At 66.0% G+C, this 25,976-nt stretch carries 15 protein-coding genes; 13 read left to right on the plus strand and 2 right to left on the minus strand.

Going from position 1 to position 25,976, the window contains the following annotated elements:
• Positions 1-27: 27 nt before the first annotated feature.
• Both ASC89_RS17050 and ASC89_RS17055 read right to left on the minus strand, forming a co-directional pair.
• On the minus strand, positions 28-798 hold the full coding sequence (locus tag ASC89_RS17050; RefSeq protein WP_055876882.1) for an ATP-binding cassette domain-containing protein: 771 nt from the start codon (positions 796-798) through the stop codon (positions 28-30).
• Complete coding sequence (locus ASC89_RS17055) at positions 795-1,943, minus strand: ROK family transcriptional regulator (protein ID WP_055876885.1); 1,149 nt, start codon at positions 1,941-1,943, stop codon at positions 795-797. Before ASC89_RS17055 ends, ASC89_RS17050 begins: the two co-directional genes overlap by 4 nt.
• A 141-nt stretch (positions 1,944-2,084) precedes the next feature.
• Between ASC89_RS17055 and ASC89_RS17060 the strand changes: the two genes are divergently transcribed.
• The 13 genes from ASC89_RS17060 (at position 2,085) to ASC89_RS17120 (ending at position 25,881) form a co-directional block, all read left to right on the plus strand.
• Positions 2,085-2,681, plus strand: coding sequence for an ANTAR domain-containing response regulator (locus ASC89_RS17060; RefSeq protein WP_055876888.1), 597 nt, complete (start codon positions 2,085-2,087; stop codon positions 2,679-2,681).
• Positions 2,682-2,683: 2 nt separating this feature from the next.
• Complete coding sequence (locus ASC89_RS17065; RefSeq protein WP_055999899.1) at positions 2,684-3,895, plus strand: CmpA/NrtA family ABC transporter substrate-binding protein; 1,212 nt, start codon at positions 2,684-2,686, stop codon at positions 3,893-3,895.
• 546 nt (positions 3,896-4,441) lie between these two features.
• Complete coding sequence (locus ASC89_RS17070; protein WP_055876893.1) at positions 4,442-5,746, plus strand: CmpA/NrtA family ABC transporter substrate-binding protein; 1,305 nt, start codon at positions 4,442-4,444, stop codon at positions 5,744-5,746.
• Positions 5,747-5,822: 76 nt separating this feature from the next.
• A complete protein-coding gene (ntrB, locus tag ASC89_RS17075; protein ID WP_055876896.1) occupies positions 5,823-6,707 on the plus strand; it encodes a nitrate ABC transporter permease in 885 nt (294 codons plus the stop codon).
• 11 nt (positions 6,708-6,718) lie between these two features.
• On the plus strand, positions 6,719-7,513 hold the full coding sequence (locus tag ASC89_RS17080) for an ABC transporter ATP-binding protein (RefSeq protein ID WP_055876899.1): 795 nt from the start codon (positions 6,719-6,721) through the stop codon (positions 7,511-7,513).
• 609 nt (positions 7,514-8,122) lie between these two features.
• Entirely contained in the window at positions 8,123-9,406 is a 1,284-nt protein-coding gene (locus ASC89_RS17085; RefSeq protein ID WP_055876902.1) for a nitrate/nitrite transporter, read from the plus strand.
• Complete coding sequence (gene nirB, locus ASC89_RS17090; protein ID WP_055876905.1) at positions 9,403-11,853, plus strand: nitrite reductase large subunit NirB; 2,451 nt, start codon at positions 9,403-9,405, stop codon at positions 11,851-11,853. Before ASC89_RS17085 ends, nirB begins: the two co-directional genes overlap by 4 nt.
• A complete protein-coding gene (gene nirD / locus ASC89_RS17095; protein WP_055876908.1) occupies positions 11,853-12,191 on the plus strand; it encodes a nitrite reductase small subunit NirD in 339 nt (112 codons plus the stop codon). The genes nirB and nirD overlap by 1 nt, the downstream gene beginning before the upstream one ends.
• 193 nt (positions 12,192-12,384) lie before the next feature.
• Positions 12,385-15,018, plus strand: coding sequence for a nitrate reductase (locus tag ASC89_RS17100; RefSeq protein ID WP_055999902.1), 2,634 nt, complete (start codon positions 12,385-12,387; stop codon positions 15,016-15,018).
• Between the two features lie 185 nt (positions 15,019-15,203).
• The gene (locus ASC89_RS17105) at positions 15,204-20,687 is read left to right on the plus strand and encodes an alpha-2-macroglobulin family protein (RefSeq protein WP_055999905.1); all 5,484 of its coding nucleotides are present in this window, start codon (positions 15,204-15,206) and stop codon (positions 20,685-20,687) included.
• Positions 20,684-22,810 carry a penicillin-binding protein 1C gene (pbpC, locus tag ASC89_RS17110; RefSeq protein WP_082533423.1) on the plus strand — a complete coding sequence of 709 codons (2,127 nt, stop codon included), beginning with the start codon at positions 20,684-20,686 and terminating at the stop codon, positions 22,808-22,810. Before ASC89_RS17105 ends, pbpC begins: the two co-directional genes overlap by 4 nt.
• A 1,337-nt stretch (positions 22,811-24,147) precedes the next feature.
• Entirely contained in the window at positions 24,148-24,354 is a 207-nt protein-coding gene (locus tag ASC89_RS17115) for a hypothetical protein (protein WP_055999907.1), read from the plus strand.
• A 765-nt stretch (positions 24,355-25,119) separates the two neighbouring features.
• On the plus strand, positions 25,120-25,881 hold the full coding sequence (locus tag ASC89_RS17120; protein ID WP_055876919.1) for a Crp/Fnr family transcriptional regulator: 762 nt from the start codon (positions 25,120-25,122) through the stop codon (positions 25,879-25,881).
• Positions 25,882-25,976 lie beyond the last annotated feature (95 nt).

Raw genomic sequence — 25,976 nt, forward strand, 5'->3', positions numbered from 1 at the left:
TGGTGCCGGATTTCCCTGTTCTGCCCCTCAACCGGCCGCTCCGGCAGCGGCCAGGGTTTCCCCGGTGATCATGTTGACCACCGCATCGGGGCTCGTATCCTTGGTTGCAACATCGCCGGCCACGACGCCCTGGCGGATCACCACGATCCGGTCGGCGACCTGGAAGGCCTGCTGCATGATGTGGGTGATGATGACGACGCCGATCCCCTGGTTGGCGACGGCGCGGATCATCTCGAGGCCGCGGCGGGTCTGCTCGACGCCGAGTGCGGCGAAGGGTTCGTCGAGCAGCACGAGCTTGCCGCCCCAATGCACGAACCGATTGAGCTCGATGGCCTGGCGCTGGCCGCCCGAGAGGTGCTCGACCTTGGTGCGAAGCGACGGAATTTTCGTGCCGGCGCTGGCGAGCGCCTTGGCGACGACGGCCTCCATGGCCTTTTCGTCGAGCACCGACATGCCGAGCACCTTCCTGGTGAGCTCGCGGCCCATGAAGAAGTTGGCGACGACATCGACATTGGTGGCGAGCGACAGGTCCTGGTAGACCGTCTCGATGCCGGCGGCCTTGGCCTCCGAGGGAGACCTCGCGAGGAAGTCGCGGCCGTCGAAGGTCATCCGGCCGGAGGTGGGTTCGAGTCCGCCGGCGATGATCTTCACCAGGGTCGATTTGCCGGCGCCATTGTCGCCGAGCAGCGCCACCACTTCGCCCTTGCCGATGGTGAAGCTGATGCTCTTCAGCGCTTCGATGGCGCCATAATTCTTCCTGATGTCGTCGAGGACGAGCAGGGGGGCGAAGCTGGTCATGCAGCAAGTCCCTTGAGCTGGGTTTGGCCGGGAGCGAAGAGCTGGCCGAAGCGGGGCGAGAGCACGCCGGCCACCGCCAGCGCCGCTGCGCCGCGCAGCACGGTGTGCGGGCCGCCATCGGAGATGATCAGCCGTGGCGCCTTGCGGTCGTGGCGAGCCGAGACCGAATTGGGCAGGTTGGCGGCGACGCGGGCGAGCTCCGCGCTGAGGCTCGGTGGCGCCAGGCCGCCAAGAATCACCGTCTCGGGATCGAACAGGTTCTCGATGGTGATGAGGGCGGCGCGCAGTTGCGGGCCGATGGCGTCGGCATAGGCGGCCTCGCCGAGCCCCCGCCGGTTGAAGGCTTCGAGCGAAACGTAACGCTCGAGGCAGCCGCGATTGCCGCAGGGGCAAAGCTCGCCATCGGGAACGATCGGGATGTGGCTGATCTCGCCGGCATTGCCCCAGGCGCCGCGCTGTCCCACTCCCTCGTGCACCATGATGCCGCCGAGGCCGACGCCGATGAACAGGTAGTAGAAATCGGCGAACTCGGCGCCACGGCCATAGAGCCGCTCGCCCAACGCGGCGGCGGCCATATCGGATTCGATGAAGGCGGGCAGGCCCGTGACTTCGGCGAGCCGTTCGCGCAGCGCGACATTGCCCCAGCCGACCATGGTGGTGGGGCCGACAAAGCTCATCGACTCGACGCCGAACGGGCCGGGCAGCGACAGGCCGACGCCGAGCATCCGGGCGCCACCACGCAGGGCGCGCAGGTCGGTGACCATGCTGCCGATCAGAGTGAAGGCTTCGTCCGGGCTCGAACGAGCGGCATTGCTGTGGACCGAGCCGACGACGTCGCCGGCGAGGTTGATCAGTGCCGCGTCGAGCCCGAGCGGGGTGATGTAGACCCCGATGGCGTAGCCGCCCTCGGGGTTGATGCGCAGCGTCGTCGGCGGCAGGCCGCGGCCGCGCGGCTCCTCGCGGTTGGAGAGGATGTAACCCTGCTCTTCGAGCTCGCGGATGATGGTGGAGACGGTCTGTACGGTAAGGCCGACCTCCGCTGCGATGCGGCCACGGGTGGTCGGGCCAGTCGCGCGGATGGCTTCAAGGACGATGCGCCGGTTGTACGGCCGTCCGAATTCCTGGTTCGTCCCCCTCAGGCCCAAGGCGTCCCTCCTAGGCTGGCGGGGAGACTGTGACGGCGGATTTATTAAGTCAAATGGAATTCAGAAATCGCCGCTGAAATGATGAGCAGGGTTGCGAAAGCGGCGCTTGATTGTGCAGCTCGAACATGCCGATAACACCCCATGCCGGTACAGGACCTCGCCATTCTGGTGATCGACGAGAACCGCATCCGTGCCTCGATCATCGAGGACGGATTGCGCGAGGCCGGGCATGCCCGGGTCACCGTGGTCAACGAGATCAACGAGGTGGCGCGCGTCATCGAGCGCGACATGCCCGACGTGGTGGTGATCGACCTCGAGAACCCCAACCGCGACCGGCTGGAACATTTCTTCACGCTGAGCCGGGCGCTGAAAAAGCCGATCGCCATGTTTGTCGACCGCTCGGACGCTTCGGCGATCGAGGCGGCGGTGGAGGCGGGGGTTTCGGCCTATGTGGTCGACGGGCTGAAGAAGGAGCGGGTGAAGCCGATCCTCGATATGGCAGTGAGCCGCTTCAACGCCTTCGCCCGGCTGACGCGGGAGCTGGAGCAGGCGCGCAGCGAGCTCGAGGATCGCAAGGTCATCGACCAGGCCAAGGCAATCCTGTTGCGTACGCGCGGTCTCAGCGAGGCGGATGCCTATAAGTTGCTGCGCAAGACCGCGATGAACCAGAACCGCCGCATCGTCGATATTGCCCAGAGCCTGGTGACGGCCGACAGCCTGCTCGGCCCAGAGGAATAATCATGTCGCTCATTGCCCTCTCCGCCGGTTTCCTGCCCTTGCTCGATAGCGTGCTGCTGGTGCTGGCACGCGAGAAGGGGTTCGCGGCGGCCGAGGGGCTGGACCTGCATCTGGTCAAGGAGACCTCCTGGGCCAATATCCGCGACCGGGCGGCTTTGGGGCATTTCGATTTCGCCCAGATGCTGGCGCCGATGCCGATCGCCGCGACGCTGGGGCTCAACCCGCTATCGGTGCCGATGATCACCCCGATGATGCTGGGGCTGGGCAATAACGGGGTGACGGTGAGCGCCGCACTCTGGGCGCGGCTGGCCGATGCCGGGGCGCCGGCAACGCTGGCGGCCGGGCCGGTCGGCGCGGCGCTCAAGCAGGTGGTCGCGTCGTCGGAGCAGAAGCTGCGGTTCGGCGTGGTGCATCAGACCTCGTCGCATAATTACGAGCTGCGCTATTGGCTGATGGCGAGCGGCATTGTGCCGGAGCGCGATATCGAGATCGTGGTGCTGCCACCGCCGCTGCTGCCCGAGGCGCTCGGCTCGGGCGGCATCGATGGCTACTGCGTCGGCGAACCGTGGAACACCGTTGGGGTGAAGAATGCCGGGGCGCATATCGCCACGGTGAAGGCCGCCATCTGGCGCTCGAGCCCCGACAAGGTGATCGGCATGCGGGCGCACTGGGCCGAGGCCAATAGCGAGATCGTCGCCGGGCTGATCCGCGCGGTGCACCATGCGGCGGTGTGGTGCGGCGAGAGCACCAACCATCAAGAGATCGCCGCCATCATGGCGGCGCCGCATTATCTCGGGTTGCCGGCCGAGCAGATCCTGCCGGCGCTGAATGGGCAGCTCGATATCGGCGGTGGGGTGGCGGCAAGCGTGCCGGAGCACTTCGTCCCCTATGCCGGGGCGGCCAACTTCCCATGGACCAGCCACGCGGCGTGGTTCTACAGCCAGATGGTGCGCTGGGGCGAGGTCGAGCATACCGCCGACCGGGCCCGCGCTGCCGCAATGACCTTCCGGCCGGATGTCTACCGCTCGGCGCTGACGCCGCTCGGGGTGCCGATGCCGCTCGCCGACAGCAAGGTCGAGGGGCTGCTGGCGGCCCCGACCGAGGTGCCCTCGACATCGGGGACGCTGGTCATCGGGCCGGACGGGTTCTTCGACGGGGTGCAGTTCGATCCGGACGAGGTCGAGGCGTATATCGCGGCGCAGCGGGCGGCCTAAGCGCCGCGACTCGGTTGACCACTGAAGCAGACGGCCCCCTCCCATCCTCCCCATGATGGGGGAGGTGCCGCATCGAGTATTCGGCACAATCGAGATACAGCCTCGGCTCTTCACCTCCCCCTTCATGGGGGAGGCCGGGAGGGGGCCGTCTCTATCAGTCAGGTGGCCCCGGCACCGTCACCTCCGGCGTTGAGCAAACGATAGGCATACTTGAAAAGTGCCTATCTCGTGTGCAGACCATGAGTAAGTGGATTCTGATTGAGCAGTTTCCGCTCCTGCCCAATTTTCGGCCAACAGTCTAACCACCTGGAATCACACACCTAATAGCCTCAGGCCAGTTTGGCACGGCGCGTGCATTGTGTTCTCCGAACGCAAAATCGCGATCATTCGGCGTCCAACGGTGGGCGCCCCACGACAGGCAAAGCCGCCAACGGGAACGCCGACTGGTCTTCGGGCCAGCGTGCAAGACCTGTTGGCGGCTTTGTCGTTTTGGGGCCGAGGGGCACTTCGGGGCGCCGGCTTGATCGCATCACTCGGAGAGACTTGATGACCAAATCGACCACCACCTCCCTCCTCACCCGCCGGGCTTTCCTCGCGGGCACTACGGCCACCGCGGCAACGCTCGTGGCGGCCAAAACCCTGTTCCCCTCGGGCGCCTTTGCCCAAGGCGCGGGCCCTGAAGTCACCGGCGCCAAGCTCGGCTTCATCGCCCTGACCGACGCCTCGGCGCTGGTCATTGCCAAAGAGAAGGGGCTGTTTGCCAAGCATGGCGTGCCCGATGTCGAAGTGCTGAAGCAGGCCAGCTGGGGCGCGACGCGCGACAACCTGGTGCTGGGCGGCGCCGCCAACGGCATTGACGGGGCGCATATCCTGACGCCGATGCCCTACCTGATCTCGACCGGCAAGGTGACGCAGAACAACGTGCCGCTGCCGATGTCGATCGTGGCGCGGCTCAATCTCGACAGCCAGGCGATCTCGGTAGCGCAGGCCTACAAGGATGTCGGCGTCGGGCTCGACAGCTCGCCGCTGAAGGATGTGTTCGCCAAGCGCAAGGCCGAAGGCAAGGAAGTCACCGTGGCGATGACCTTCCCGGGCGGCACGCATGACCTTTGGATCCGCTACTGGCTCGCCGCCGGCGGCATCAACCCCAACACCGAAGTTTCCACCATCACCGTGCCGCCGCCGCAGATGGTGGCGAATATGAAGGTCGGCAACATGGACGCCTTCTGCGTCGGCGAGCCGTGGAACGAGCAACTGGTGAACCAGGGGATCGGCTTTACCGCGGCGTCGACGGGTGAACTGTGGAAGGGGCACCCGGAAAAGGCGCTGGGGCTCAGGACCGATTTCATCGAGAAGAACCCGATCGCCACCCGCGCCATCCTGATGGCGGTGATGGAGGCGGCGCAGTGGGCCGACGACATGGCCAATAAGGAAGAGCTGAGCCAGATCCTCGGCAAACGCGGCTGGTTCAACGTGCCGCCGGCCGATGTGCTGGGGCGGCTGAAGGGCGACATCAATTACGGCAATGGGCGGGTCGTCGCCGCCACCGGGCTCGAGATGAAGTTCTGGAAGGACCATGCGTCCTATCCGTTCAAGAGCCACGATGCGTGGTTCCTCACCGAAGATATCCGCTGGGGGTACCTGCCGGCCGAAACCGACGTGAAGGCGCTGGTCGACCAAGTGAACCGCGAGGACCTGTGGCGCGATGCGGCGAAGACACTCGGCGTCGCGGCAGCCGATATCCCGGCTTCAAGCTCGCGCGGGCCGGAGACCTTCTTCGACGGCAAGGTGTTCGATCCCGAAAACCCGTCTGCGTATCTCGAGAGCCTGGCGATCACCGCACTCGGCTGATGTCCCCTGACTGGCGCCGGGCCCAACCCCGGCTCGGCGCCACTTTTTCCCTCATTCAGTAACGGACCCCGCGAGCATGAGTGCAGAGGCCCAGTTCGAAACCGTCGTGCCGGCCAAGAAGGCGAAGGTGTTCGCCTTTCCGGCACAGCCCGCCAGCCGCAGGATCGACATGAAGAAGGTCGCTACCGGCGTCGCGCGCTCCATCGTGCCGCCGCTGATCGTAATCCTATTGATCCTGTTGATCTGGCAGATCGCCTGCTCGACGCCGGGCGCCTCGCTGCCGCCGCCATCGGTGGTGTGGGAGCAGGCGGGTGAGCTGATCTGGAACCCGTTCTTCGACTATGGCAATGGCGATATCGGGCTCGCCTGGCGGGTATTCGCCTCGCTGCAGCGGGTCGCTGTCGGCTTCGGCCTCGCCGCGCTGGTGGGCGTCGCGGTCGGGGCGTTTATCGGGCAATCGGTGTGGGCGATGCGCGGGCTCGACCCGATCTTCCAGATCCTTCGCACCGTGCCACCGCTGGCCTGGCTGCCGCTGTCGCTGGCGGCGTTCCGCGATAGCCACCCCTCGGCGATCTTCGTCATCTTCATCACCGCCGTGTGGCCGGTGATCATCAATACCGCGGTGGGCGTGCGGAACATCCCGAACGACTACCGGAACGTCGCGGCAATCCTGCGGCTCAACCCGATCGAGTTCTTCTTCAAGGTGATGGTGCCGGCCGCGGCGCCGTACATTTTCACCGGTTTGCGGATCGGCATCGGGCTGAGCTGGCTCGCCATCGTCGCGGCGGAAATGCTCACCGGCGGGGTCGGTATCGGCTTTTTCATCTGGGATGCGTGGAACTCGTCGCGCCTGCCCGACATCATCGTGGCGCTGGTCTATATCGGCGTGATCGGCTTCATGCTCGATCGCCTGGTTGCCGGCTTCGGCGCCTTCATCACCCGCGGCACGGCCGCGAACTGAGCGAGGCAAGCATGGCTGGCTATTTGAAAATCGAGCACGTCGACAAAAGCTTCGAGCGCAACGGGGTGACCTCGGAGGTGCTGAAGGACATTTCGCTGGAGATTTCCGAGGGCGAGGTGATCTCGATCATCGGGCATTCGGGTTGCGGCAAGTCCACGCTGCTCAACCTGATCGCCGGGCTGACCGAGGTGAGCTCGGGCGCGATCGTCCTTGGCTCGGAAGTGGTGAGCGGGCCGGGGCCGGAGCGGGCGGTGGTGTTCCAGAACCACTCGCTGCTGCCCTGGCTGACGGTCTACGAGAACGTCAACCTGGCGGTCGCCAAGGTGTTCGGCGGCAAGAAGTCGAAAGCCGAGCGGCATGAGTGGATCATGCACAATCTCGACCTGGTGCAGATGGGCCATGCCCGGGACAAGCGACCGGCGGAGATCTCAGGCGGCATGAAGCAGCGCGTCGGCATTGCCCGGGCGCTGGCGATGGAGCCGAAGATCCTCTTGCTCGACGAGCCGTTCGGGGCACTCGACGCGCTGACCCGGGCGCACCTGCAGGATGCGGTGATGGAGATCCACGAGCGGCTCCACAACACCATGATCATGATCACCCACGATGTCGACGAGGCGGTGCTGCTCTCGGACCGGATCGTGATGATGACCAACGGGCCGGCGGCGCGGATCGGCGAAGTGCTCGCTGTGCCGCTCGGCCGACCGCGCCGGCGGCTCGAGCTGGCCGGTGACCGGACCTATCTCAAGTGCCGCGAGGCGGTGCTGAAGTTTTTGTATGAACGGCATCGGTTTGTGGAGGCGGCTTGAGACCGCGACGGGGGTGGTCGCTCCCCTCCCCCTTGAGGGGAGGGGTTGGGGGTGGGGGTCCATCTGTGATCACCGCACCACCCCCACCCCCCGCCCCTCCCCTCAAGGGGGAGGGGAGCTGATGCGGCGGTTCAGGTGACCGCCGCAGCCTCAGCAAACTCGGTGTCATCCCAGCGAAAGCTGGGACCCATCTCGCCGCCCGCACCAGCCGATGGATGGGTCCCAGCTTTCGCTGGGATGACACCGGTGGGGGTGGGACGTTGGGTGGGTCCCTCGGCGCCTGCCCAAACTTTCACCACGCAGTACCGGTGGTCAAAATCTGTGCACCACTCCGCCCGCTCTGGACTCAAATTAGTCAGTGCTGCTGCCTGATCACTTTCGCGGCATCCGGCTAACCAACTGCCAAGACTAGCGTTTTCGCTTCCAACGCAGTTTGGCACGCTACGTGCATTACTGTTCTCATGAGACACGGTTTCCGTGCTTCTCATCCGGCGTCCAACGGTGGGCGCACCCCCAACAGGCAAAGTCGCCCTCAGAAGCACGGTCCGTAAGCGGACTGCGCCTCCTAGGAGTTTTTTGTTTTGGCTCTCATCCCAGCGGAGAGAATTCATGAGCGCCCCTGATGCTCAAATCGCCTCGCAGCGCCGTGCGCTGACGCTGTCGACCATCGCCTTCACCGTCTGCTTTGCCGTCTGGACGATCTTTTCGATCATCGGCGTGGCGCTGAAGGATCAGCTCGGCCTCACCGAGACGCAGTTCGGGCTGTTGATCGGCACCCCGGTGCTGACCGGCTCACTGGTGCGCATCGCGCTCGGCATCTGGACCGATCGTTATGGCGGGCGGCTGGTCTACACCATGACCATGCTGGCGGCGGCAGTCGCCACATCGCTGCTGGTCTTCGCGCAGACCTACGAGCAGTTCCTCATTGCGGCGCTCGGCGTCGGGCTTGCCGGTGGCTCGTTCGCAGTCGGCGTCGCCTATGTGTCGCGGTTCTATCCGCAAAAGCAGCAGGGCACGGCGCTCGGCATCTTCGGCGCCGGCAATGTCGGGGCGTCGGTGACCAAGTTCGTCGCGCCGTTCGTCATGGTGGCGTTCGGCTGGCAGGCGGTGGCGCTCAGCTGGGCCGCGGTGCTCGCGGTGATGGCAGTGGTGTTCTGGTTCACCACCGAGGACGATCCGGTGCTGGTGAAGCGGCGCCAGGAGGGCGCGCCGCAGCGCAGCCTCGCCGCCGAGTTCGCGCCGCTGAGGGATATCCGGGTCTGGCGTTTCGGGCTCTACTACTTCTTCGCCTTCGGGGCGTTCGTGGCGCTGACGCTGTGGCTGCCGCGCTACCTGATCGGGGTCTACGGCTTCGACATCAAGACCGCCGGCATGGTGGCCGCCGCCTACTCGATCCCGGCCAGCCTGTTCCGCGCCTATGGCGGCTCGCTCTCGGACAAGGTGGGCGCACGGACGGTGATGTACTGGACCTTCGGCGTTTCGGCCGTGGCGACGTTCATCCTCGCCCTGCCGCCCAGCGACATGCTGGTGCATGGCATCAATGGCAGCTTCACCGTCAACTTCGGCATCAGCCCGTGGGCCTTTATCGGGCTGGTGTTCGTCCTCGGCTTCTTCATGAGCCTCGGCAAAGCGGCGGTCTACAAGCACATCCCGGCCTATTACCCTGACAATGTCGGGGCGGTGGGCGGCCTCGTCGGCATGATCGGCGGGCTCGGCGGCTTCATCCTGCCGCTGCTGTTCGGCTGGCTCAACGATGCGACGGGGCTGTGGAGCAGCTGCTTCATGGCGCTGTTCGTGCTGGTCGCCGTGGCTTTCGCCTTCATGCACATCGCCGTGCGCCGCCAGACCCGCGCGCAGCCGGCCGCACACCTTCAACTGGAGACGGTTCAGTGAAAGAAAAACTCGTCATCATCGGCAACGGCATGGCGCCCGGGCGGGCGCTGGAAAAGCTGTTCGAGACCGACCCTGATCGTTACGATGTGGTGATCTTCAACGCCGAGCCGCGGGTCAACTACGACCGCATCATGCTCAGCCCCGTGCTGTCGGGTGAGAAGAGCTTCGACGACATCGTGATCCACGGCGACGCCTGGTACATCAAGCACGGCATCACGCTCTACAAGGGCTGCAAGGTCGAAACCATCGACCGGGTGAACAAGACGGTGACCTCGGCCAACGGCATCACCGAGAGCTACGACAAGCTGGTGATCGCCACCGGTTCAGTGCCGTTCATCATCCCGGTGCCGGGGGTGAACCTCGCGGGTGTGGTCACCTATCGCGACCTCGACGACGTGAACGTCATGATGCTGGCCGCCAAGGCCAAGGGCAGGGCGGTGGTGATCGGCGGTGGCCTGCTGGGCCTCGAAGCGGCAGCCGGGCTCAACGAGCAGGGCATGGACGTGACCGTAGTGCACGTGATGCCGACGCTGATGGAGCGCCAGCTCGATCCGGCGGCCGGGTACCTGCTCGGGGAATCGATGAAGGCGCGGGGCATCAAGGTGATGACCTCGGCCAATACCAAGCAGATCCTCGGCGACAAGCGGGTCACCGGCGTCGAGTTCGCCGATGGTTCGGTGATCCCGGCGGACCTGGTGGTGATGGCGGTCGGCATCCGGCCGAACGTCGCCCTCGCCAAGACCGCCGAGCTCGCCGCCAATCGCGGCATCGTGGTCGACGCGCAGATGCGCACCTCGGACCCCTCGATCTACGCGCTGGGTGAATGCGTCGAAGTGAACGGGGCGACCTTCGGGCTGGTGGCGCCGCTCTACGACATGGCGAACGTCCTCGCCGCGCAGCTCTGCGGCGACGAGAAGGCGACGTTTACCCCGGTCGCCACGGCGACCCGGCTCAAGGTCACCGGCGTCAATCTCTACTCGGCGGGCGATTTCGCCGAGGGCGACGACCGCGAGGAGATCGTGCTGCGCGATGCCAGTGCCGGCGTCTACAAGCGGCTGATCCTCAAGGACGACAGGATCATAGGCACGGTGCTCTACGGCGATACCGGCGACGGGCCGTGGTTCTACGATATGCTGAAGCGCAACGTCGATACGCGCGAAATGCGCGACACGCTGATCTTCGGCCAGAACTACCAGGGTGGTGCCCCGCTGGACCCTACGGCGGCCGTTGCAGCCTTGCCGGATGAGGCAGAGATCTGTGGTTGCAACGGCGTATGTAAGTCGAAGATCACCGGCACTATCACCGCCAAGGGCCTGACGTCGCTCGACGATGTCCGCGCCCATACCAAGGCCTCGGCGAGCTGCGGCTCGTGTACCGGGCTGGTTGAAAAGCTGCTGCTCCTGACGCTGGGCGACAGCTACAACCCCGCCGCCGTGCAGCCGATGTGCAAATGCACCGATCTCGGCCATGACGATGTACGCCGGCTGATCATCGCCAAGGAATTGCGCTCCATCCCGCAACTGATGCAGGAACTCGAGTGGAAGACCTCGTGCGGCTGCGCCAAGTGCCGGCCGGCATTGAACTACTACATGATCGCCACCTGGCCCGGCGAGTACGAGGATGACGGGCAGTCGCGCTTCATCAACGAGCGCGTGCACGCCAACATCCAGAAGGATGGCACCTATTCGGTGGTGCCGCGCATGTGGGGCGGCATGACCAGCCCGAACGAGCTGCGCGCCATCGCCGATGTCGCTGACAAGTTCAAGATTCCGGCGGTGAAGGTCACCGGCGGGCAGCGCATCGACCTGCTCGGAGTGAAGAAGGAAGACCTGCCTGGCGTCTGGGCCGACCTCAACGCCGCCGGCATGGTTTCGGGCGCTGCCTATGCCAAGGGCCTCAGGACGGTGAAGACCTGCGTCGGTTCGGACTGGTGCCGGTTCGGCACCCAGGATTCGACCGGGCTCGGCATCAAGCTCGAGAAGTTCATGTGGGGCAGCTGGACCCCGGCCAAGGTGAAGATGGCGGTCTCGGGCTGCCCGCGGAACTGCGCCGAGGCGACCTGCAAGGATGTGGGCGTGATCTGCGTCGACAGCGGTTACGACATCGTCTTTGCCGGCGCCGCCGGTCTCGACATCAAGGGCACCGAGCCGCTCTGCCACGTCGACACTGAGACGGACGCGATCGAGGTGATCGCCGCGCTGACCCAGCTCTATCGCGAGCAGGGCCGCTATCTCGAGCGCATGTACAAGTGGCTGAAGCGGGTGGGGATGGAGTCGATCCAGGCCTCGATCGTCCGCGACCTCACGAAGCGCCGCTTCTACTACGACCGGTTCGTGTTCAGCCAGAAATTCGCCCAGGTCGATCCGTGGGAAGAGCGGGTCAACGGCAAGGACGCGCACGAGTTCGCCGCACTGGCGGAATTCGGCGTGCCGCAGGCAGCGGAGTGATGGACATGAACGACTGGATCGAGATCGGTCGCCTCGAGCAGGTTCCGTTACGCGGCGCGCGTTGTGTCAACACGCCAGCCGGCAAGATCGCGGTGTTCCGCACTGCCGAGAACCAAGTCTACGCCATCGAGAACCGCTGCCCGCACAAAGGTGGGCCGCTCAGCGAAGGCATCGTGCATGGTGGCTCGGTGACCTGCCCGCTACACAACTGGGTGTTCGATCTCGCGACCGGCGAGGCGCAGGGCGCCGACGAGGGGCAGGTCAGGACGTTTGCGGTGAACGTGGTCGATGGCCGCATCTTCATGGCGGCAGAGGTCATGCTGATGGCGGCGGAGTAGGGGGGACCTATCTTGACTAAACTGCCCCTCATCCGTCTCGGCCTGCGGCCGAGCCACCTTCTCCCTCAAGGGGAGAAGGGAGGCCGACTGAGATATCGAGGCGATCGCCCTTCTCCCCTTGAGGTCAGCGGACGAGGGCGAATGCCCTCTCCGCGAGGTGCCCGAAGGGCGGATGACGGGCAGGGCACCTACGATGCCTGATACTATCCGCACCACCTGCCCCTATTGCGGCGTCGGCTGCGGGGTGCTGGCGACGCCGCAGCCGGATGGCTCGGTGACGATTGCCGGCGATCCCGAGCACCCGGCCAATTTCGGGCGGCTGTGCTCGAAAGGCTCGGCGCTGGGCGAGACGCTGTCGCTGGATGGGCGGCTGCTCTATCCCGAGATCGGCGGCGAGCGGGCCAGCTGGGATGCTGCACTGGGTCTCGTCGCGAAAACCTTCGCCGAGACCATTGCTCAGCACGGACCAGACTCGGTCGCCATCTATGGCTCGGGGCAGTTGCTCACCGAGGACTATTACGTCGCCAACAAGCTGATGAAGGGGTTCATCGGCTCGGGCAATATCGATACCAACTCGCGGCTCTGCATGGCCTCGTCGGTGGCCGGGCACAAGCGGGCCTTCGGTTCGGACACTGTGCCGGGGAATTATGAGGATCTCGAGCTCGCCGACCTGATGATCCTCGTCGGCTCCAACCTCAGCTGGTGCCACCCGGTGCTGTACCAGCGGATCATAAAGGCCAAGGCCGAGCGGCCGGGGATGCGGATCGTCCTCATCGACCCGCGGCGCACCACCACCGCCGAGCAGGCCGACCTGCACCTCGCGATCAAGCCGGATGGCGATACGGCTTTGTTCGTCGGGCTGTTGAAGTCACTGGCCGAGCGGAACGCCGTCGATGCCGAGTTCATTGCCGAAAGCACCAACGGGTTCGGCGCGGCGCTTGACGTGGCGCGCAGCTGGAACCTCGAGCGGGTGGCGGAAGCCACCGGGCTCAGCGTGCGCGACATCGCGGTATTCTACGACTGGTTCGCCGAGACGACGCGGACGGTGACGGTCTACTCGCAGGGGGTGAACCAGTCGGCGACCGGCACCGACAAGGTCAACGCGATCGTCAATGTGCACCTCGCAACCGGCCGAATCGGCATGCCCGGGATGGGGCCGTTCTCGGTGACCGGGCAGCCCAACGCGATGGGCGGACGCGAGGTCGGCGGGCTCGCCAACATGCTCGCGGCGCATATGGATTTCGAACCCGCCAATATCGACCGGGTGAAGCGGTTCTGGCGCTCGGAGCGGGTGGCTGAGAAGTCGGGGCTGAAGGCGGTCGAGCTGTTCGAAGCGATCGCCCAGGGCAAGGTGAAGGCACTCTGGATCATGGCGACCAACCCGGTGGATTCGATGCCCGAGGCCGACAAGGTGCGGGCGGCGATCCGGGCCTGCCCGTTCGTCGTGGTGTCGGACATGAACGCCGCGACCGATACGGCGGTGGAAGCGCATGTGCGGCTGCCGGCGGCAGGCTGGGGCGAAAAGAACGGCACGGTGACCAATTCCGAGCGCCGGATTTCGCGGCAGCGGCCGTTCCTCGCCGCGCCGGGGGAGGCGAAGCCGGACTGGTGGATCGTCACTCAGGTGGCGCGCCGGATGGGGCATGCCGAGGCTTTCGCCTATGAGCGGCCGGCCGAGATCTTCGCCGAACACGCGGCGCTGTCGGGGTTCGAGAACGAGGGCAGCCGCGACTTCGACCTCTCGGGTCTGCTGCACGCAGAATATGACGGGCTGCAGCCGGTGCAGTGGCCGGTGCGGACGGTGCGCAGCACGGCGCGGATGTTCACCGATGGACGGTTCTTTACGCCCGATAGCCGGGCCCGCTTCGTCGCGGTGGCGCCGCCGCCGCCGCTGACGCCGCCACCCGGCATGCTGGTGCTCAATACCGGCCGGGTGCGCGACCACTGGCACACCATGACGCGCACCGGCAAGGCGGCGCGGCTATCGGCCCACATGGCCGAGCCGTTCGCCGAGCTGCACCCCGACGACGCAATCGAAAAAAGCATCCGGCACGCCAGCCTGGTGCGGCTCGAGAACCGCCACGGCAGCGTGCTGGTGCGGGCGCTGGTCACCGAGCGACAGCAAAAGGGCTCGGTATTCGTGCCGATGCACTGGACCGACCGGTTCTCGGCGCAGGGCCGCATCGATGCGCTGGTGGGCGGACAGACCGATCCGCAATCGGGGCAGCCGGCGCTCAAATCGGCAATGGTAGTGGCCGGGCCGGCTTTGGCCCGGCGCTATGGTTTTGCAGTGAGCCGGGTGCGGCCGCAATTCGCCGGCACCGACTACTGGGCGATCGCCGAAACGACCGGCGGCTGGCGGGCGGAGCTCGCCTTCATCACCGAGCCCGAGGATTGGGTTGGCTGGGCCCGGGCGGCATTCGGGGTGGGAGAGAAGGTCGAACTGCTCAGCATTGCCGACAAGGCGAGCGGCCGGCAAAGCCTGGCGCTGTTCGAGGGCGGCAAGCTGATCTTCGCGCTCTATCTGTCGCCCGACCCGGTGCTGGTGTCGCGGCAATGGGCGGTGTCGCTGCTGGCCGAGACGATCAAGCCGGCGCGGCGCGCCGATATCCTGGTGGGCCGGCCGGGCGCCGACCGCCCCGATCCGGGCCCGATCGTCTGCGCCTGCTTCGGGGTGGGCGCCAACCAGATCGCTGAAGCGGCGCGGGGCGGCTGTCACACGGTCGAGGCAATCGGGGCGGCGCTGAAGGCGGGGACGAATTGCGGCTCATGCCGGGCGGAGATTCGCGGGCTGATCGAGGTAAACCGGCTGGAGGCGGCAGAGTAAAGTCTGTCGCCTAGATTGCCCTCCGGTGCTGACCCAAAACTCACCTGTGTTGGTGGTCTCTCCGTGGCCAACCCACAAAGTGCTCAGCGGCAAATGTTGAGGATTGGACCCCCGTCATTCATTTGTCGTTCAGCCCCAGTCATCATAGGGTGAGGTAGAGGTATTCATACGATAGGGGTTTGGGAATGCAGCGGCTTTTTCGGTCGATCTGGTGGCTTGTCGTGGCCGGAACCCTTGCTCTCAGTCCCGCACATGCGGCTGACCGCAACATCACGCTGCTGCCCGGCACGGATCTCCCCGGTTTCGATTATTCGGTGCTGAAGGATGTCGATGTCGACGCCTGCTCGGCGGCCTGTACCGACGACAAGATCTGCCGCGCCTTCACCTATAACGAGAAGGCCAACTGGTGCTTCCTCAAGGGCGATGTGGGCCCCGAGACGGCGTTCAAGGGCGCCACGTCCGGCCGCGTCGATTTCACCCCGCCGCTGGCCGAGAACGTCGAGGCGCGGCTGAGCGAGCTGCCGTTCCCGGCTCAGGATCTGGTCGATTCCGCCCGCTATATGGCAGCCAACCTGCCGCAGACCGATCCGCCGCCGCCGGATGTCGCCTATGCCGACCTGGTGGCCGCCGGTGACGAAGCCTCGGCGCAGTCGAACCCCTCGGCCGCGATGGTGTCCTATCGCCAGGCGCTGGCGATCAACAAGAACGACCCCTCGGTCTGGCTGAAGCTTGCGGCGCAGGCCGAAGCCCGCGCGGTGATCGAAGCGGCCGCCGGCAACGGCGTCTACGATCTCGCGGTCAACTCGTCCTATGCGGCGATGAACGCACTGATGCTGGCCGAAACCGTCGCCGAACGCGCCGACGCACTGGGCGCGCTCGCCGTGTCGCTGTCGCGCCGCGAGATGTGGCGCGAGACCATTGCCACCTACCGCGCCAGCCTCAAGCTGGTCGATAACGCGACGCTCGAAGCGGCGCTGGAAAAGGCGGTTGCCGAGCATGGCTTCCGCGTCACCTCCAACCAGGTCGATGCCGAAGCCGCCAACCCGCGCATCTGCGCGGTGTTTTCGGATTCGCTGCCCTCGGGCGACACCGATCTCTCGAGCTACGTTGTCGTCGATAACGCGCCGACCGTGGCGGTCGAGACCGAGCAGAGCCAGATCTGCATCACCGGCGTCGAGCATGGCCGGCGCTACCACATCAAGCTGCGCGCCGGACTGCCCTCGGCCAATGGCGAAGAGCTGCGCGCCGATGTCGAGCTCGACCTGTTTGTGCCGGATCGCGCGCCGTTCGTCGGCTTTGCCAACAATGCCTATGTGATGCCCGCCGGGCTCGGCGGTGGCCTGCCGATCACTTCGGTGAACGCCAAGACCGCCGACGTGGTGATCTACCGGATCGGCGATCGATCGATCGCCACCGCGGTGCGCAACGGGGTGTTCCAGCGCACGCTCGATGGCTATTCGGCCGAAGACGTCGCCAATTCGACCGGCGAGAAGACCTGGGAAGGTCAGGTCGACCTGGCGCAGGGCGCGCCCAATGCCATGACGGTGACTGCCATTCCGGTCGCTGAGATCGTCAAGGAGTTGCAGCCGGGCGCCTATGTGGTGACCGCCAAGGTCAATGGCGTGCAGCAGGAGTATTGGCGCGAAGTCGCGACGCAGTGGTTCATCGTCACTGACCTGGGGCTGACCACAGTGACCGGCGACGATGGCGTCCATGCGTTCGTCCGCTCGCTGAGCAGTGCGCAGCCGGTGGCTAACGCCAAGGTGCGCCTCGTTGCCGTCAACAACGAGATTCTCGGCGAAGCGGTGACCGATGCCGATGGCCGGGCCGATTTCGCGCCGGGCCTGTCGCGCGGCGAAGGCGGCCGGGCGCCGCAGCTGATCACCACCGAGACCGATAGCGGGGATTATGCGTTCCTCGACGTCTCCAAGGCAGCGTTCGATCTCACCGATCGCGGCGTCGAGGGCCGGTCGTCGCCGGGGCCGCTCGACCTGTTCGCCACCACCGAGCGCGGCGTCTATCGCCCGGGCGAGACGGTGTTCCTCACCGCAATCCTGCGCGACGTGAAGGCCAAGGCGGTGACCGACCTGCCGCTGACGCTGGAAGTGCAGCGTCCGGATGGGGTGATCTCGAGCACCGAACTGGTGAATGACGCCGGCGCCGGCGGCTATTTCAGCGCCGTGACGCTCGACCCCGAAGCCATGCGCGGCTCGTGGACGATGCGGCTCTATGCCGACCCCAAGGCCGAAGCCCTGACCAATGTCGGGTTCCTGGTCGAGGATTTCGAGCCGGAACGGCTGGCCTTCGAAATCAGCGCCGCCGACGCACCGATCAAGACCGGCGAAGTGACGCCGGTCGAAGTGACCGCCAAGTATCTCTATGGCGCCACCGCGCCCGACCTCGCGGTCGAGGCCGATGCGGTGCTGCGGCCGGTAACGTCGCTGCCGGCTTACCCCGGCTATACGTTCGGCTGCCTCGACGACACGTTCGAGACTTCGCGTGAGCCGCTGGGCGTCGTCGGCACCACCGACGAAGCCGGTAATGTCACTGCCGAAGTCACCGTCAGCGCGCCGCAGGCGACGACGCGGCCGCTGGAAGCGCAACTGATCCTGCGCCTCGTCGACAGCAATGGCCGCGCCATCGAGCGCAGCCTCACCCGGCCGGTGCTGGCCGATGGCAACCGCATCGGGCTGAAGCCGCAGTTTGCCGATGCCAGCGGGCTGGCCGAGGGCAGCAACGCCACCTTCGACGTGATCGCGGTGGCGCCCGATGGCGCAACCGTCGACCAGGCCGGCCTCGAATGGTCGCTGTCGCGGGTCGAGACCACCTACCAGTGGTACCGCAACAGCGGCACCTGGAAGTGGGAAGCCATCACCACGACGCGCGAAGTTGCCAATGGCACCGTCGATGCGCTCGCCTCCGGCCCGGTCGCCATCGGCGCAGCCGTGAGCTGGGGTCAGTACCGGCTCGAAGTGTCGAGCACCGGTGAAGGCGCCACCTCATCGAGTTACGAGTTCTATGCCGGCTACTACTATCCGGAAGCGGGCTCCGACACGCCGGATACGCTGTCCGTGGCGCTCGACAAGCCGGCCTACCGGAAGGGCGAGACGGCCAACCTGAAGCTCGATCCGCAGTTTGCCGGCACCGCGCTGGTGATGGTGGTCGATGATCGCATCATCGCCATGCAGGCGGTCGAAGTGCCGGAAGGTGGCACCACCGTGCCGCTCGAAGTCACCGATGACTGGGGCCCCGGCGCTTATGTGACGGCGATGCTCTATCGTCCGGCCAGCGCGGAAGCCAAGCGGATGCCGGCGCGCGCGCTCGGCCTCGCTTTCGCCGATGTCGAACCGGGCGACCTGAAGCTCGACCTGAGCCTCGATGCACCCAAGGAGGCGCTGCCGCGCCAGGCCTTCACCACCACGGTGAAGCTTGCCAATGTCAAAGCGGGTGACAAGGCCTATGTCGCGGTTGCGGCAGTGGACCTCGGCATCCTCAACCTCACCAAGTTCCAGGTGCCGGATCCGGATGGCTGGTTCTTCGGCCAGCGCCAGCTCGGTGTCGAGGTGCGTGATCTCTATGGCCAGCTGATCGATCCGATGCAGGGCACGCCCGGCGCGTTCCGCACCGGTGGTGACGAGGGCGCCTCGCGCTTCGGCACGCCGCCGGCGACCACCGTGCTGGTGGCGCTGCACTCGGGCATCGTCGAAGTTGGGCCTGATGGTACCGCGACGATCAGCTTCGACATGCCGGATTTCAACGGCACGGTGCGACTGATGGCGATGGCGTGGAGCGCCGGCGCCGTGGGCCATGGCTCCGCCGACGTGATCGTGCGCGATCCGGTGGTGGTGAACCTGAGCCCGCCGCGGTTCCTGCGACTCGACGATACGTCGCGGCTTTTGGTCGAGGTCAACAACGTCGCCGGCCAGCCGGGCACCTACAAGGTGGCGCTGGAAACCGGTACCGGGCTCTCGACCGATGCTGCCGAAACCAATGTCGAGTTGCCGACGGGCGAGCGCACCGCGCTCAACCTCAGCCTCACCGGCACTGAGATCGGCGACCAGACGCTCAAGGTGATTGTCACTGCGCCGGATGGAACAACGCAGACCAAGGAGCTGACGCTCGGGGTCCGCGCCGCCAGCGCTCCGGTGACCACCAGCCAGCTGATTCCGCTGGAAGTGGGCGCGGCGACGACGCTCGATAAGAGCTTCTTCGCCGACATGGTGCCGCATACCGGGGAACTGACGCTCGCAGTCGGGCCGATTGCCCGCCTCGATGTGCCGGGCCTCCTGATGCAGCTCGATCGCTATCCCTATGGCTGTGCCGAGCAGACCTCGAGCCGGGCCCTGCCGCTGCTCTATCTCAACGAAGTCGCCTCGATGATTGGTCTGGGCGATGACGAAGCGATTACCCAGCGGGTCAAGGACGCGATCAAGAACCTGCTCGCCAAGCAGACCTCCAGCGGCGGTTTCGGCCTCTGGGGACCGTATGATGGCACCGACCTGTGGCTCGACTCCTACGTCACCGAGTTCCTGCTCCGTGCCAAGGCGGAAGGCTACGCGGTGCCGGACCTGGCGATGACCCGGGCGCTCGATAACCTGGGTAACCAGGTGTCCTACGCCACCGACTTCACCGTCGGCGGAGAGGACGTGGCCTTCGCGCTCTACGATCTGGCGCGCGCCGGCCGGGCCGCCATCGGCGACCTGCGCTACTATCTCGAGGCGCGCCTCAGCGCCTTCGGCTCGCCGTTGGCCAAGGCCCAGCTCGGCGCCGCGCTCGCCCTCTATGGCGACCGGACCCGTGCGGCGACTGCCTTCCAGGCGGCCGTCGAGGACCTTAGGGCACGTGAGGATCGGGCGAAGTACCGCAACGACTATGGCAGCCAGCTGCGGGATACGGCCGGAGTGCTTGCACTCGCCGCCGAGTTCACGCCGTCGGGTGTCGATATCGCGGCACTGACGAGCAAGCTCGCGACGCTGCGCGACCAGGCCCGCTGGACCTCCACCCAGGAGGATGCATGGACCCTGGTGGCCGCCGCGGCGCTGGCTCGCGAGGCGGGCGATGGTTCGGTGACGATCAATGGCGATCCGCTCACCGGCACCGTCTATCGCCGCTACGACCAGGAGGCGTTCGACAGCGAGGCGGTCGAGATCGTCAACAACGGCAACCGGCCGACCGAGATGAAGGTGACCGTCACCGCCATCCCGGCGACCCCGCCGGCGGCGAGCTCGAGCGGTTTCACCATCCAGCGGGATTACTACCTGCCGAATGGCGAGCCGGCCGACCTCAGCAACGTCCACCAGAACGATCGCTTCGTGGTGGTGCTGACGACGCAGCCGACCCAGCTCGGTTCGGGCCAGTATGTGGTGGCCGATCCGCTGCCGGCCGGGTTCGAGATCGAGAACCCCGACCTGCTGCAGGGCTCGGGCGTCGCCGACCTCAGCTGGCTCACCGTCGATACGCCGGCGCATGTTGAATCGCGGACCGACCAGTTCGTCGCCGCATTCAGGTTCACGTCGGCCGCGAGTAGTGTGACCACCGCCTACATGGTGCGTGCCGTCTCTCCGGGCAGCTTCGTGATGCCGGGCGCTACGGTCGAGGACATGTACCGGCCGGAGCTGCGCGGCAATACCGACGCGGGCCAGATCGAGGTCAGCGCGACCGGGCCATGAGCACCGCCGCGCACAAACAGCAGCCCCGGCGCTTCCGCGCGCCGGGGCTCTTTACTGCGACGCTGATCGTCTTGGCGGGCGTGGCGCTGGTCGGCAGCCAGTATGGGCTCGCCGTGCTGCGCGATATTCGCGCCACGCTGCCGCCCACTCCGGTGGTGTCGGCGGTGCCGGTTTCGACCGCGGTGGTCGACAATGCCGGGCTGCTGCTCCGGCCGTTCACCACGGCCAATGGGCGCTGGCGCCTGCCGGTGACGATCGAAGAGGTCGACCGGCGGTTCATCGACATGCTGCTGGCCTATGAGGACCAGCATTTCAACGAGCATCACGGCATCGACTGGCCCTCGATGCTGCGGGCCGCGGTGCAATATGCCGGGGCAGGGCGGATCGTCTCCGGCGGCTCGACCCTCACCATGCAGGTGGCACGGCTGATCGGCGGCGAGCCGACGCGCAACATTGCCGGGAAGCTCCGCCAGATGGTGCATGCCGATGCGCTGGAGCAGAGCCTCAGCAAAGACGAAATCCTGACGCTCTACCTGACCCTTGCCCCCTATGGCGGCAATATCGAGGGCATCCGCGCCGCGAGTCTTGCCTATTTCGGCAAGGAGCCGGGCCGGCTGACCACGGCGGAATGTGCGCTGCTGGTGGCATTGCCGCAATCGCCCGAGGCGCGGCGGCCGGACCGCGACATCGAAGTGGCGCGGGCGGCGCGCAACCTGGTGCTCGACCGCATGGTGGGGGCCAAGGTGATCAGCGCCGAGGAGGCGGAAGCGGCCAAGCTCGAGCCGATGCCCAAGGCGCGGCGGGATTTCCCGATGTATGCGGCGCATCTCGCCGAGGCGGCGGTGAAGGCGCATCCGAACGCCCGCAAGATCGAACTCACCATCGAGCGGAAGCTGCAGGCCAAGCTCGAGCGGCTCGGTGCCGATCGCGCGGCGCAGCTCGGCTCGAAACTCTCGGTGGCGATCGTCGTCGCCGACCAGCAGACCGGCAATATTCTCGCCTCGGTCGGTTCGGCCGGGCTCTTCAACGCCGACAGCGACGGCTATGTCGATATGACCGAGGCGGTACGCTCGCCCGGCTCGGCCTTGAAGCCGTTGATCTACGGGCTGGCGTTCGAACTGGGGATGGCACATCCCGAGAGCCTGATCGAGGACCGGCCGACGGCCTTCAACGGCTATGTACCGGTCAATTTCGACGGCTTCAACCGTGGCACCGTGTCGATCCGCCAGGCGCTGACCGAGTCGCTGAACATTCCCGCCGTGGTGGTGCTCGACGCGGTCGGGCCGGCGCGGCTGGTGGCGCGGATCAAGCGAGCGCACGCGGCAGCGCGGCTGCCGGCCGATACGGCGCCGAGCCTGGCGGTCGGTCTTGGCGGCGTCGGTGTCACGCTGCGCGACCTCGTTTCGATCTATGCGGCGATCGGCCGGGGCGGCACGCCGGTGGTGCTGCGCGATGGGGTAAAGCCGGTGGCCGAGGAAACCGAGACGCCGGCGCCGGTGCTCGATCCGATCGCCGCCTGGTATGTCGGCAACATTCTCGCCGACGTGCCGCCGCCGCTCAACGGTTCGGCCGGGCGCATCGCCTACAAGACCGGCACCTCCTACGGCTATCGCGATGCCTGGGCCATCGGCTTTGACGGCAAGACGGTGATCGGGGTGTGGGTCGGCCGGCCGGATAATTCGCAGATCCCCGGTATTACCGGCATCGGCGCCGCGGCCCCGATCCTGTTCGAGAGCTTTGACCGGCTGGCCGAAAAGACCGTGCCGCTGCGCGATGCGCCGCCGGGGACGATTTTTGCCTCCAACTCCGAATTGCCGCTGCCGCTGCGCCGCTTCCGCCATCCCGACGAGCAGAAGGTGAAGCGCGATGCGGCGCCGCAGATCGCCTATCCGAGCGACGGCGTCGACGTCGATCTGGGCCTCGCCTCGGGCAACGAAGCGCCGCTGATCGTCAAGGTGCGCAACGGCGTGCCGCCCTTCACCTTCTTCGCCAACGGCGCCCCCTTCGGCCGCTCCGCCTTCGCCCGGCAGAACAGCTGGCGGCCGGATGGACCGGGGTTCGTGACGCTGTCGGTGGTGGATGCCGAGGGTCGCTCGGATACGGTGAAGGTGTTCCTGGATTAGGGGTTGGAGTGGCAGTTGGGCCTCGCCCTCCTGCACAGAGGGCTGGGATGACTGCGGGCCGAGTTGACTGCGCGGGACCGACGGAGAGCCGGACGCAGCGGCGGCCGGTTAGGGTGCATTCGCCGCCAATTAGATAAGACTGCGGCCGATAGGCTTCATCAAAACGGAACAGCGCCACCTCGATACTGCGTGGGCCTCACTTAGCCGCTCGGCATTCCAATTCGCCGGGCGGCTCCATTTCGCAAGCGCCCGGCGCTGCAGTCAGGACTCCCCTTAGACAGGCATATGCCAAAACCGATCCGGTTCGAGCGCCTGTCCGCCAAGGGGGCAGTGCCGCCGCCTTCCGAGCGGTCCCGACGTGACGGGTTGCCATCTAAGTATTCAACAGAAATGACGAAGGCTGGAAAGACTAGGGAAGGACATGTGTGCCAAATCGCACGAATGTTGTGCGGTCGCGGACGGAATATGGACTGTTGTTGACCGATGGCCGTTGGTGCGAATAGTCTCGATCTCGAGTGTCGAGACGACATTGGCCTCACTGCTGGCCGCGCACAATGCAGGCGCATAGGCGAAGCCTCCCAGCAATAGCTGCTGCAGGCGCCTCAGGGCTGGCGCCGTGTGGATCGAGAGCGGTCCGTGGCCGTTGCCCGGCGCGCCTGATCCCCTTTCCCTCGCCGCAGAAGCGGCAACAAAGGTGCAGGATTCCGTGTCCGCTGGATCAGTGGACATTGGGGAGCGCCACGAGGCCAGATGCGAATGGAGGCTCCCTCCCCATCTTCCATTGGCGGCCGCCCCGTGGCGCTCGTTCCCGCAGGCGACCGTCGCCACCGGTAATCCTCGTCCTTGCGAACTCCGGCGATCCCGGCGCCGTGTACGTCATAGTACAGAAACATAAAGCTTAGGTCGACGATCTGTGGTTGTCGTAATTGTGATGCGGAGTTCGCAAGCGTACGGTGACCTCCGAAAATTGATTGAAGAGCATCTAGAAGTGAGTCGTGTTGATTCTGACTTTCATTAATACTTGCATATAACATCGAGGCTGGCGGACGGAGGTAAGACGTGAGGCCTTGGCTGCGTTCGGTTCGACCAACGGCACAATGTTCCAGGTGGCTCCCCCATCGCTGACTCGCGAGCCCCCAAGGCCACCACAGACCGATGCAACCCGCGGTCGGAACGGCAAGCGGTCGATCGACCATCCGGGTGGAGGCCCTGCCGTCCGGATGGTCGCCCCTCCAGCCGTGGCCCGGCGTTCTGCGCCAAGGCTGTGACAGTCCACACCCGAGCGTGGAGACACGTTCGGGCGCACGGCGTTCGCTGGGCGGGAAAGGAACTCGGAAGTGACCTCTATCGTGAAGATGATGGTTCTCGCCGGGATCGTGTTGCTGACCATCGGGGCCCTGACGGTGCCGGTGCTGGCCCGGGAGCAACCTCGGCCCTGCCTGTCGCCGATATCGCGCGCCGGCGATGGTATGACGATCCGGCCGGCGCTCGACCGCTACGTCCTGGCACGCGGCCAGGGCGAGCTGCTGCACCTCGCCGACTAGAGCGCTTTCGGGAAAGTTGTGAGACGTTTCTGGGGCAACTGGGCGGCGTCATGTCGCCGGTCGGGCGGTTGAGTCTGATGTTGGACGGCGGAGTTCGGCGCTGCGCCTCAGATGCGGCGGTTTCGCTCGATGTCGGGGCGAGCGTAGTGGCGGAACGCACTCAGCGTTAGCGAACGGTAAAGGCCGCGCCGCCAAGAAACCCGCTGCAACATGGGAGTTGCTGCGGCTCACCCAAAGAAAGCGGCATTTCCCCCGTTATTTCGACGGTGCGAAACGATACATGATGGCTGTCCGTATTTCTGTCGCAATTCATTCCTCAGTCTCCGCTTGACGTATCGTTGCCGAGTCCGGAGCCGATCGGCCTGAATGTTGCCTTGATCACCTGCCGTGCGTGATGTAGCGTCGTGGTGCGTCGGTAGTATCCATGGTGCGTCTGTACCAATTCGTACAGTTAGATGAAAGTATTTGGTAGAGTTTCTGGCCTATTGCAGGAAACCCCTGCTGCTACCATTGAGGCACATCGCCGAGCAACAACCCGTTTCCAGGGATCGGCGAGCAACCGGCGGCAGAAGCCGCCAGCGCACTGACCGCTGCCTAGCGAGGGCAGCCGCGGCGCAAGAGGGAATCTGCGGGGGGCGCAGTTTCACCTGACATTGGTGTTTTTGGCATGAGCAGTTGCCCATGACCATTTGTTGCGGCGTGTTGCGCCGGCCCTGAATAGGGAAACAACTGGCGGGGCGCTGTGCAAAGCAGGAGCGCAGGCGTTTGTCCTTTCTGTCATCGCGGTTCGAGAATGGCCTGCTGTCGCGACTGTCCGTTGAGGACCTGGCGCTGCTGGGGCCAATGGAGCGGGTCGATCTCGCGCCGCAGAACGCACTCGAAGTGGCCAACCGCAGCGTCGAGTCGATCTACTTCATCGAGCGCGGCTTCGCCTCGGTGGTGGCCGACGATGCCGATGGCGGCATCATCGAGGTGGGCTTGATCGGGCCGGAGGGCATGACTGGCCTCGCGGTGGTGCATGGGGTCGAGAAGACCCCGTTCAGCACCGTGGTGCAGGGTGGCGGCAGCGCGGTGCGCGTCGACCCCGAGCACCTGCGCGCGGCGCTGGCTGACAGCCCGTCGCTGCATCAGCTGTTCATGCGTTACGCGCAGGCCTTCGCGGTGCAGGTGGCCTCGACCGCCTCGGCCAATGGGCGGCTGCTGCTGGAGCAGCGGGTGGCGCGCTGGCTGCTGATGGTGGGCGACCGGCTGGGCGAGTCGTTCCAGATCACGCACGAGTTCCTGTCGGTGATGCTGGCGGTGCGCCGTGCCGGGGTGACCCGGGCCCTGCAGGACCTCGAGGCCCGCGGCCTGATCCGCACCATGCGCGGCGTGGTGGCGATCATCGATCGCGCCGGCCTCGCCGAGTTCACCAACGGCGCCTACGGCCTTGCGGAAAAGGAATATGCCAACCTCCTGGGGCCGGAGAGCGAGCCGGAGCTGGTTGAGCCGCGGGAGCCCAAGCACTATCGCAAGGTGAGCTATTAGGGTGCTCCTCGTTTGGGGAAATCGTGGAGAGCCCATCGGAATGCGATGCGCCATCGTCAGCGGTCTTGCGTCCCCTCGCCCCTCTGGGGAGAGGG

It is taken from the genome of Devosia sp. Root413D1 (genome assembly GCF_001425235.1).
Taxonomy (GTDB): Bacteria; Pseudomonadota; Alphaproteobacteria; order Rhizobiales; family Devosiaceae; genus Devosia_A.